Here is an 11,196-nt window from a genome sequence, read left to right on the forward strand (position 1 = left end):
TTTATGAGTACCAACCTCGACCAGCTCACCGATTGGTTGAAAGAACACAAGATCACCGAAGTCGAATGCATGATTGCCGACTTGACCGGGATCACTCGCGGCAAGATTTCCCCCACCAACAAATTCATTGCCGAAAAGGGCATGCGCTTGCCGGAGAGCGTATTGCTGCAGACGGTGACCGGTGACTACGTCGAAGACGACATCTATTACGAATTGCTGGACCCGGCAGACATCGACATGTTCTGCCGCCCGGATGCCAATGCGGTTTATGTAGTGCCTTGGGCCATCGAGCCCACCGCGCAGGTCATCCATGACACCTACGACAAGCAGGGCAACCCGATTGAGCTGTCGCCGCGCAATGTCTTGAAGAAAGTGCTCAAGCTTTACGCTGATCAGGGCTGGCAGCCGATTGTCGCGCCGGAGATGGAATTTTACCTGACCAAGCGCAGCGACGACCCCGATTACCCGTTGCAGCCGCCAGTCGGGCGTTCCGGGCGTCCTGAGACAGGGCGTCAGTCTTTTTCCATCGAAGCGGCCAACGAGTTTGATCCGCTGTTCGAAGACGTCTACGACTGGTGCGAACTGCAGAACCTTGATCTTGATACGCTGATCCACGAAGACGGCACGGCGCAGATGGAAATCAACTTCCGTCACGGTGATGCCTTGTCGCTGGCTGACCAGATTCTGGTGTTCAAGCGCACCATGCGTGAAGCCGCGCTCAAGCACGACGTTGCTGCGACGTTTATGGCCAAGCCGATGACGGGCGAGCCAGGCAGCGCCATGCATTTGCACCAGAGCATCATCGACATCAAGACTGGCAAGAACATCTTCTCCAACGAAGACGGGACCATGAGCGAGCTGTTCCTGCAGCATATCGGTGGCTTGCAGAAGTTGATCCCCGAGTTGTTGCCGCTGTTCGCGCCGAACGTCAACTCGTTCCGCCGCTTCCTGCCGGATACCTCGGCACCTGTGAACGTTGAGTGGGGCGAAGAAAACCGTACGGTCGGCCTGCGAGTTCCGGATGCAGGTCCACAGAACCGCCGTGTAGAGAACCGCTTGCCGGGCGCTGACGCCAACCCGTATCTGGCCATCGCCGCGAGCTTGTTGTGCGGGTTTATCGGCATGGTTGAACACATCAACCCGAGCGCTCCGGTCGTTGGCCGTGGTTACGAGCGACGTAACCTGCGCCTGCCCCTGACCATTGAAGATGCGTTGGAGCGCATGGAAAACAGCAAGACCGTCGAGAAATACCTGGGCGAGAAATTCATCAAGGGCTACGTCGCGGTCAAACGTGCCGAGCATGAAAATTTCAAACGCGTGATCAGTTCGTGGGAGCGCGAGTTCCTGCTGTTTGCGGTTTGATGCCATAGGACCTGTTGGAGCGAGCGGTTGAGATGACGTGGGACCGGCTTTAGCCGGGAAGGCTGCTTGGCAGACAACAAAGATTTATCGGCTGCCCCGGCCTCTTCCCGGCTAAAGCCGGTCCCACGACGCTGATGCGGCCGCATAAACATGCGCGCAAACATAGAGCCTCCTGCGCATTTAATATGGAGTTGTGTATGAGTTCCAAGAACCCGCAAACCCGCGAATGGCAGGCCTTGAGCAGTGAGCATCACTTGGCCCCGTTCAGCGATTACAAGCAACTCAAGGAAGTAGGCCCGCGGATCATCACCCGCTCCAGCGGGGTTTATCTGTGGGACAGTGAGGGCAACAAGATCCTCGACGGTATGTCCGGCCTGTGGTGTGTCGCCATTGGTTATGGCCGTGAAGAACTGGCAGATGTTGCGGCCAAACAAATGCGTGAGCTGCCGTATTACAACCTGTTCTTTATGACCGCCCACCCGCCGGTGCTGGAGCTGGCCAAGGTCATCTCCGAGATCGCCCCTGAAGGCATGAACCACGTGTTCTTTACTGGTTCCGGTTCAGAAGGCAACGACACCATGCTGCGTATGGTTCGTCACTATTGGGCAATCAATGGCCAGCCGAACAAGAAGACCATCATCAGCCGGGTCAACGGTTATCACGGCTCAACGGTCGCAGGTGCAAGCCTTGGTGGCATGACCTACATGCACGAGCAGGGCGACTTGCCGATTCCGGGCATCGTGCACATCCCACAGCCATACTGGTTCGGCGAAGGCGGCGACATGACGCCGGACGAGTTCGGTGTCTGGGCTGCCGAGCAGTTGGAGAAGAAGATTCTCGAACTGGGCGTAGATAACGTCGGTGCTTTTATTGCCGAGCCGATTCAGGGCGCGGGCGGCGTTATCGTGCCACCTGATACCTACTGGCCGAAGGTCAAAGAGATCCTCGACAAGTACGACATTCTTTTCGTAGCGGATGAAGTGATCTGTGGTTTTGGCCGCACGGGTGAGTGGTTTGGTAGCGACTTTTACGGCCTCAAGCCGGACATGATGACCATCGCCAAAGGCCTGACCTCGGGTTACATCCCCATGGGCGGTTTGATTGTGCGTGACGAAGTGGTGGCCGTGCTCAACGAAGGCGGCGACTTCAACCACGGCTTTACCTACTCCGGGCATCCGGTCGCGGCGGCCGTGGCGCTGGAGAACATTCGCATCCTGCGCGAAGAGAAAATCGTCGAACGCGTCAATTCGGAAACGGCACCATACTTGCAAAAGCGTCTGCGTGAACTGAGCGATCATCCGCTGGTGGGTGAAGTCCGCGGTGTCGGCATGCTGGGCGCCATTGAGCTGGTCAAGGACAAGGCAACCCGCGAGCGTTACACCGGCAAAGGGGCGGGCATGATTTGTCGAACCTTCTGCTTCAACAATGGCCTGATTATGCGGGCTGTAGGCGACACCATGATCATCGCGCCACCGTTGGTGATCAGCTTTGCGGAAATTGATGAGCTGATCGAGAAAGCACGCAAGTGCCTGGATCTGACCTTGGCGCAGTTGCAGGGCTAAACGCGAAACCTGTAGGAGCTAACGAAGGCTGCGAATAGCGGTGTTTCAGGCGTACCGTTTTCGCAGCCTTCGGCAGCTCCTACAGAGATCGGCGCTGATACGCTTGAAACACCGGTCAGGAACTTGCCAGACTAATGGCTAGAAGCCGCCACCTAATAACACTGGAGCTGTACACATGAAGAAATTTGGCAAGACCCTCCTCGCTTTGTCCCTCATGGGTGTCGTGGCCGCCTCTGCGCAGGCCGATGACAAAGTGCTGCACGTGTACAACTGGTCCGATTACATCGCCAAGGACACCATCTCCAAATTCGAAAAAGAGTCGGGCATCAAAGTCGTCTACGACGTGTTCGACAGCAACGAAACCCTCGAAGCCAAACTGCTTGCCGGTAAGTCCGGTTACGACATCGTCGTGCCGTCGAACAACTTTCTGGCTAAACAGATCAAAGCCGGGGTTTACCAGCCACTGGACAAGTCCAGGCTGACTAACTACAAAAATCTGAACACTGATTTGCTCAAAGCCGTGTCGGTCAGCGACCCGGACAACAAGCACGCCTTCCCGTACATGTGGGGTTCGATTGGTATTGGCATCAACCCGGACAAAGTCAAAGCCGCACTGGGGGCCGATGCACCGGTCAATTCCTGGGATCTGCTGTTCAAGCCAGAGAACGCCGCCAAGCTGAAATCCTGTGGCATCAGCTTCCTCGATTCGCCAACCGAAATGCTACCGATTGCCCTGCATTACCTGGGTTATCCAACCGACAGCCAGGACAAGAAGCAACTGGCTGAAGCCGAAGCGCTGTTCCTGAAAATCCGCCCTTCGATTGGCTACTTCCACTCTTCGAAGTACATCTCCGACCTCGCTAACGGCAACATCTGCGTAGCCGTGGGCTATTCGGGTGACATCTATCAGGCCAAATCCCGTGCTGAAGAAGCCGGTGGCAAGGTGAAGGTCAGCTACAACATTCCGAAAGAAGGTGCTGGCAGCTTCTACGACATGGTGGCAATCCCTAAAGATGCGGAAAACGTCGACGGTGCCTACAAGTTCATGAACTTCCTGATGCAGCCGGAAATCATGGCCGAGATCACCAACGAAGTACGCTTCCCGAACGGTAACTCGGCGGCAACTGCCTTGGTTGATAAAGACATCACCAGCGATCCAGGCGTCTATCCACCTGCTGAGGTGCTGGCCAAGCTTTACGCAATCGCTGACTTGCCAGCCGCCACGCAGCGGATCATGACCCGCAGCTGGACCAAGATTAAGTCGGGTAAATAATCCCGATTGACGGAGAACCTGTAGGAGCTGCCGAAGGCTGCGATAGCGGTGTGTCAGAGACATCACATCGCAGCCTTCGGCAGCTCCTACAGGTAAATCCTAGGCAATGTCACATAAAGTTTTTTTGCGATACGCGGTCAACAACGGTAAGTTGCGCCCCCGGATTTTTCCGACCTGATCTGCTCAACTTCCCGACACGGGCACCAGACCCCACCTCAAAAAGGATTGTTCACGTGTCTATTTCTTTATTTGCCAAATCCATGCTCGCCGCCGCCACGCTCACTGCTACCGTCGCAGCGCACGCGGCACCCGCCGTGCATATTTATAACTGGTCCGATTACATCGGCAAAACCACCCTCGAAGACTTCGAAAAAACCACCGGCATCAAGCCGATGTACGACGTATTCGACTCCAATGAAACCCTGGAAGCCAAGTTGCTGGCGGGCCGTACGGGCTATGACGTCGTTGTGCCGTCCAACCACTTCCTAGGCAAACAGATCAAAGCGGGCGCGTTCCAGAAGCTCGATAAGAGCCAGTTGCCGAACTACAAGAATCTCGACCCGGCGCTGCTCAAGCGTCTGGAGAAAAACGATCCGGGTAACCAGTACGCCGTGCCGTATCTGTGGGGCACCAACGGCATCGGTTACAACGTCGAGAAAGTCAAAGCGGTGTTGGGCGTCGACAAGATTGATTCCTGGTCGGTGCTGTTCGAACCTGAAAACATCAAAAAGCTGCAGAGCTGTGGCGTAGCCATGCTCGACTCTGCCGATGAAATGCTCCCGGCAATGCTCAATTACCTGGGCCTGAATCCCAACAGCACGAACGAGGCCGACTACAAAAAGGCCGAAGCCAAGCTTATGGAGATTCGTCCTTACGTGACCTATTTCCACTCCTCGAAATACATCACCGATCTGGCCAACGGCGACATCTGCGTGGCGGCCGGCTTCTCGGGTGACGTGTTCCAGGCCAAGGCCCGGGCAGAGGAAGCAGGCAAAGGCGTGAACATCGCCTACAGCATCCCGAAAGAGGGCGGCAACCTGTGGTTCGACATGCTGGCAATACCGGCAGACTCGAAAAACACCAAGCAGGCTCACGCGTTCATCAACTACATGCTTGAGCCTAAAGTTATTGCTCAAGTCAGTGACGAAGTGGGTTACGCCAATCCGAACCCGGCGTCCGACGAGTTCATGGACAAAGACATTCGCGCGGACGAGGCGGTCTACCCGTCCAAGGAAGTGCAGGAGCGCCTGTACGTCAACTCCGAGCTGCCGCCGAAGATTCAGCGCGTGATGACGCGCAGCTGGACTCGAATCAAGTCCGGTAAATAAAGACCTCGCGCCCGGTCATGCAGGCCGGGCTGCAAACCAGTTGGGAGTTTCACCCATGGCAGTTGCCTCCGGCGCCTACAAGAAATCACTCGAAGGCGATCAGCAACCCAAGCAGGTGCTGGTCAAGATCGATCGGGTCACGAAGAAATTCGATGAGACGATTGCCGTGGACGACGTGTCCCTGCAAATCAACAAGGGCGAGATCTTCGCCTTGCTGGGCGGCTCCGGCTCCGGCAAGTCAACGCTGCTGCGCATGCTGGCTGGTTTCGAGCGGCCGACAGAAGGGCGGATCTTCCTCGATGGCGTCGACATTACCGACATGCCGCCGTACGAACGTCCGATCAACATGATGTTCCAGTCCTACGCGCTGTTCCCGCACATGACTGTGGAGCAGAACATTGCGTTCGGTCTGCAGCAGGACAAACTACCCAAGGCGGAAATTGCCGAACGTGTGGCGGAAATGCTCAAGCTGGTGCAAATGACCCAGTACGCGCGTCGCAAGCCTCATCAGCTGTCTGGCGGTCAACGTCAGCGGGTCGCGCTGGCTCGTTCGCTGGCGAAGAAGCCCAAGTTGCTGTTGCTCGACGAACCGATGGGCGCGCTGGACAAGAAACTGCGTTCGCAGATGCAACTGGAGCTGGTAGAGATCATCGAGCGGGTCGGCGTGACCTGCGTGATGGTGACTCACGACCAGGAAGAAGCCATGACCATGGCTGAACGCATTGCGATCATGCACTTGGGCTGGATCGCTCAAATCGGCAGCCCGATCGACATCTACGAAACCCCGACCAGCCGTCTGGTCTGCGAATTCATCGGTAACGTCAACCTGTTCGAAGGCGAAGTGATCGAGGACATGGAAGGCCATGCCCTGATTCGCAGTCCCGAGCTGGAACGTAATATCTACGTCGGGCACGGTGTGACGACATCGGTGGAAGACAAGCACATCACTTATGCGTTGCGTCCGGAGAAGCTGCTGGTTACCACCGAACAGCCGACCTTCGAATACAACTGGTCGCGGGGCAAAGTCCACGACATCGCGTACCTGGGCGGCCATTCGGTGTTCTACGTGCAACTGCCATGCGGCAAGCTGGTGCAGTCGTTCGTTGCCAACGCCGAGCGTCAAGGCACCCGGCCGACCTGGGGCGATGAAGTGTTTGTCTGGTGGGAAGACGACAGCGGCGTGGTATTGCGCTCATGAAGATACGCAAAATCAAGCGTGCCTTGAACCGGATAACCCCCAATGGCCGGCAACTGGTCATCGGGGCACCGTTTCTCTGGCTGTTCCTGTTCTTTGCCTTGCCGTTTCTGATCGTCATCAAGATCAGTTTCGCCGAGGCCGACGTCGCGATTCCGCCTTACACCGAAATCTTCAGCTACGCCGAGCAGAAGTTCGAGGTCATCCTCAACTTCGCTAACTACGCGTTGCTGACAGGCGATGACCTGTACATTTCGGCGTATCTGGGCTCGCTGAAAATGGCGTTCTTCAGCACGTTGCTGTGCCTGCTGATCGGCTTCCCGATGGCTTACGCTATTGCGACCGCACGCAAGGAACTGCAAACCGTGCTGTTGCTGTTGATCATGATGCCGACCTGGACCGCGATTCTGATCCGGGTCTACGCGTGGATGGGCATCCTCAGCAATAACGGGCTGCTAAATGCGTTTCTGATGTGGTTGGGCTTGATCGACGAGCCGTTGCAGATCCTCAATACCAACCTGGCGGTCTACATCGGCGTTGTGTATTCGTACCTGCCGTTCATGATCCTGCCGCTGTACGCCAACCTGGTCAAACATGACCCGAGCCTGCTTGAGGCGGCGTCTGATCTGGGCTCGAGTAACTTCAACAGCTTCTGGAAAATCACCGTGCCGCTGTCCAAGAACGGCGTGATTGCGGGCTGCATGCTGGTGTTCATTCCGGTGGTCGGCGAGTTCGTCATTCCTGAACTCCTGGGTGGTCCGGAAACCCTGATGATTGGCCGCGTGTTGTGGCAAGAGTTCTTCAACAACCGTGACTGGCCGGTGGCTTCGGCGTTGGCGGTGATCATGCTGTTGATCCTGATCGTGCCGATCATTCTGTTCAACCGCAGTCAGGCCAAAGAGCTGGAGGGCAGGGCATGAGAGGCTTTCGATTCTCGAATATGATGCTGGTCCTTGGCCTGCTGTTCATCTATGCGCCGATGGTGATTCTGGTCATTTACTCGTTCAACGCCTCCAAACTGGTCACGGTCTGGGGCGGCTGGTCGGTGCACTGGTATGTCGGGCTGCTGGACAACTCGCAACTGATGGGCTCGGTGATGCGCTCTCTGGAAATCGCCACCTACACGGCGATTGCAGCGGTAGCGCTGGGCACCATGGCGGCTTTCGTATTGACCCGCATCACGCGCTTCAAAGGCCGTACGTTTTTTGGTGGGCTGGTAACAGCGCCGCTGGTGATGCCTGAAGTGATTACCGGTCTGTCGCTGTTGCTGCTGTTCGTGGCCATGGCGCAGTTGATCGGCTGGCCGCAGGAGCGCGGCATCGTCACCATCTGGATCGCCCACACCACGTTCTGCGCCGCCTATGTGGCGGTCGTGGTTTCGGCACGCTTGCGTGAACTGGACCTGTCCATCGAAGAGGCTGCCATGGACCTCGGTGCGCGGCCATGGAAGGTGTTCTTCCTGATCACCATCCCGATGATCGCGCCATCGCTGGCAGCGGGGGCCATGATGTCCTTCGCGCTGTCGCTGGACGACCTGGTACTGGCGAGCTTCGTTTCTGGTCCGGGCTCAACAACCTTGCCGATGGAAGTCTTCTCCGCTGTGCGTCTGGGCGTGAAACCGGAAATCAACGCTGTCGCGAGTTTGATTCTGCTGGCCGTTTCGTGCGCAACCTTCCTGGTCTGGTTCTTCACCCGCCGCGCCGAGCAGCAGCGCAAGAAAGCCATCCAGCAAGCCATCGAAGAAAGCGCGGCAGACAGCTACAAACAACCCGACCCACGCCGCGCAGCTGCGCCGGTGTGATGATCTTCAGTACGTAGGTGACCTTGTGGGAGCAGAGCTTGCTCGCGATGAGGCTGGACGCGATCTAACGTGAACCGCACTCATCCTTATCGCGAGCAAGCTCTGCTCCCACAGATCAGTTCCTTGGCACCAGCCTCAAGGTGCCATGGGCATTCTTCGCCACATCCTCTTCACTCAAATGCTGCGGCACATACTCGCCGTTGATGTAGGTCTGCGCCTGATCCGAATAGTGTTTATCGAACAGCACGCCGCTTTGCCCAACCGGGTTGATGCCCAGTGCATGGGCCGGGTCCGCGAAGTCGATCAGGCGGCGGGTTGAGGGGCCGTAGCTGACGGGCCATGGCGCGGGGCCGATGCGTGAAGAAAGATTGTTGGGTACTTCATGGGTGCCAGGGGCTGCGAATGGTCCGACGTTCAACAGCGTATCCAGCGGCTTTTGCAAACCCAATGGGTGTGCGTGGGTCAGGGTGTGTGCTTTGCCCCAGCGCCATTCATCGGCGTTGAGTCCATAAGTGGATTTCAGATGCGACACCGTGGCGTGCCACGCGACTTTGATGGTATCGGCGCGGTTTTCTTCGAACGGCGAATTACGATTGTTCCACCAGGGCGAGCTGGCGTCGGCAGCCACACGAGGCAGGGCGGCATCAATCACCCTTGTCGACAGCAATGTTTCGAACAGGCCGTCGCCCAGCTCATCGTGAAAGACCTCTTCGCTCAGGTCGAAGAGGAACTGGTTGAACAACGTCGCGCCCACCGAATCAATCGCGTAGTCGCCTTTCCAGTTAGCCAGCCGTTCTACCAGCGCTTTCTCTTCCGGATCACTGATGACCTCACGGAGGACGGGAAGAAGAGGCTGTAATACCCGCTTCGCATACTCGGTTTGTGTACCCAGTTGCAGGGCCTTGCTACTGTCCAGATCCCATTTCACCGAGGTATCGCTCAACTGCCGATTCAATTGCTGACCACGGTCTGCAAGGTTGTAGTAACCGGGGATCTGCATGCCGGTAGGCGAGAGGGGCTGGAAGTTGGCCGAGACGATGTAGCCGCGCGCGGGGTTTTCTTCCTGCGGGTTGGCGCTGAAGGGGTAAAAGCCGAGTTTGTCGGCTTGCCCGGTGCTGCCGTCGAGAATGTAATTCGGATTGACTCCTTCCGGGCGGATGGGCAACTGCGCCGCAGCCCACCAGCCGATATCGCCTTTGGCATTGGCCCAGACAATGTTCAGCCCCGGTGCCTGGATTTTCTCGGCAGCGGCGCGCATTTTTTCCAGGGTGTCGGCGCGATTGGCTTCGTAGAAACCTTCCAGAATCGGGTTCTCCGACTCCAGGAATGACCACCACATTGCAACCGGCGTGGCACTTGCGGTGACGCCCATTACGTCGTTGACGATGGGGCCGTGAGGCGACCTGCGCAGCGTCAGTGTGACCGGCGCTTCGCCTTTGACTGCAATCTGTTGTTCGGTGGTGGTCATGTCGACCCACTGGCCGTGGTACCAGACTTGATTCGGGTTTTCCGGGTTGGTCTTTTCGGCAATCAGATCCAGGTCATCGTTCTGGAACATGGTCAGGCTCCAGCCGAAGTCCATGTTATTGCCCAGCGACGCGAAAGGATTGAGCGCCTGATGATGACCGTACAACTCAAAGCCCGGCGCGGACAGATGCGCTTCGTACCACACCGCTGGCACCGAGAAACGGATGTGTGGATCGCCCGCCAGTAACGGCTTGCCACTCTTGGTCCGGCTGCCGGAAACGGCCCACGCGTTGCTGCCTTCAAACTGTGGCAGCCCCGCTTGTTCAAGCGCCTGATTGCTCATGTAAGCGAGCTGGTCGAGGCTTTTCCAGTCGCCTTTTGAGAGTTTGGCAGGCTGATCGAGAACGCCTTGGGGCTGCCAGTCCAGGTCAAAGACTTTCAGATAATCCGCGCCAAGCTCGTCACGCACATAGGTCAGCAAAGGCTCGGTACGAAAGGCAGCGGCAAAGCTGTAGGCCATGTAGCCGCCGACGCTCAGGGTATCCTCGGCGGTGAATGGCCGTTTAGGGATGCCCAGCAGATCGAACTCCAGCGGTCTGGCGTGGCTGTCCTGATATTGATTGATGCCATCGAGGTAGGATTGCAGTGCTTTCCAGGTCGGTGTGTCCTTGTCGTGACGGGCGACATAGTCGTCGGCGTGTTCACGAATACGCAGGCTGCGGAACAGCTTGTCCGTCGCGACCAGTTTGGGGCCCAGTACTTCAGCCAGTTCACCTCGGGCCAGACGACGGACCATTTCCATCTGGAACAGTCGGTCCTGAGCCTGCACATAACCCAGTGCGCGATACAGATCGGCTTCGTTCTCGGCGCGAATATGCGGCACGCCTCGCTCGTCATAACGAACGCTGACTGGCGCCTGAAGGTGAGCGAGGGTGATTTCGCCATCACGCTGTGGCTGCTTGCTGTGCAAATACCAGGCACCGGCGCCGATGACGAGGGCGATGATGAATACAAGGATAGACAGGCTGCGTTTCATCCGGCTTCTCAGATAAGGCGACAAGGCGCGATTGTAGGCATATTGGAAGGCATGTTGGATGGCTAGACGCATTGATTCATATTTGAGTTCAATCCTGTGGAAGCGGCCAAGTTCATCACCATCGCGCCAAGCGATGGACTTGTAGGAGCGCACGAGCACCGCGAGGCCGCGA

The 11,196-nt window shown here is 57.2% G+C and carries 8 protein-coding genes; 7 read left to right on the top strand and 1 reads right to left on the bottom strand.

Going from position 1 to position 11,196, the window contains the following annotated elements; all coding sequences use genetic code 11:
- Positions 1–3: 3 nt before the first annotated feature.
- The 7 genes from AUC60_RS08855 to AUC60_RS08885 all read left to right on the top strand — a co-directional run bounded on the left by AUC60_RS08855 (position 4) and on the right by AUC60_RS08885 (position 8,521).
- Complete coding sequence (locus AUC60_RS08855; RefSeq protein ID WP_027900697.1) at positions 4–1,362, top strand: glutamine synthetase family protein; 1,359 nt, start codon at positions 4–6, stop codon at positions 1,360–1,362.
- A gap of 197 nt (positions 1,363–1,559) precedes the next feature.
- Positions 1,560–2,924 (top strand): aspartate aminotransferase family protein, encoded by a 1,365-nt coding sequence (locus tag AUC60_RS08860; protein WP_087265870.1) that lies wholly within the window; start codon positions 1,560–1,562, stop codon positions 2,922–2,924.
- Positions 2,925–3,099: 175 nt separating this feature from the next.
- Positions 3,100–4,197 carry a polyamine ABC transporter substrate-binding protein gene (locus AUC60_RS08865; protein WP_087265872.1) on the top strand — a complete coding sequence of 366 codons (1,098 nt, stop codon included), beginning with the start codon at positions 3,100–3,102 and terminating at the stop codon, positions 4,195–4,197.
- Positions 4,198–4,430: 233 nt separating this feature from the next.
- A complete protein-coding gene (locus AUC60_RS08870) occupies positions 4,431–5,525 on the top strand; it encodes a polyamine ABC transporter substrate-binding protein (protein ID WP_087265873.1) in 1,095 nt (364 codons plus the stop codon).
- Between the two features lie 55 nt (positions 5,526–5,580).
- Entirely contained in the window at positions 5,581–6,723 is a 1,143-nt protein-coding gene (gene potA / locus AUC60_RS08875; protein ID WP_087265876.1) for a polyamine ABC transporter ATP-binding protein, read from the top strand.
- Positions 6,720–7,640: an ABC transporter permease subunit gene (locus tag AUC60_RS08880; RefSeq protein ID WP_087265878.1), complete on the top strand. Its 921-nt coding sequence runs from the start codon at positions 6,720–6,722 to the stop codon at positions 7,638–7,640. Before potA ends, AUC60_RS08880 begins: the two co-directional genes overlap by 4 nt.
- Positions 7,637–8,521, top strand: coding sequence for an ABC transporter permease subunit (locus AUC60_RS08885; protein WP_087265880.1), 885 nt, complete (start codon positions 7,637–7,639; stop codon positions 8,519–8,521). The genes AUC60_RS08880 and AUC60_RS08885 overlap by 4 nt, the downstream gene beginning before the upstream one ends.
- Positions 8,522–8,636: 115 nt before the next feature.
- On the opposite strand, the gene AUC60_RS08890 is transcribed toward AUC60_RS08885, so the two are convergent.
- Positions 8,637–11,024, bottom strand: coding sequence for a penicillin acylase family protein (locus AUC60_RS08890; protein ID WP_087266036.1), 2,388 nt, complete (start codon positions 11,022–11,024; stop codon positions 8,637–8,639).
- Positions 11,025–11,196 lie beyond the last annotated feature (172 nt).

Origin of the sequence: Pseudomonas caspiana (assembly GCF_002158995.1) — a bacterium.
Taxonomy (GTDB): domain Bacteria; phylum Pseudomonadota; class Gammaproteobacteria; order Pseudomonadales; family Pseudomonadaceae; genus Aquipseudomonas; species Aquipseudomonas caspiana.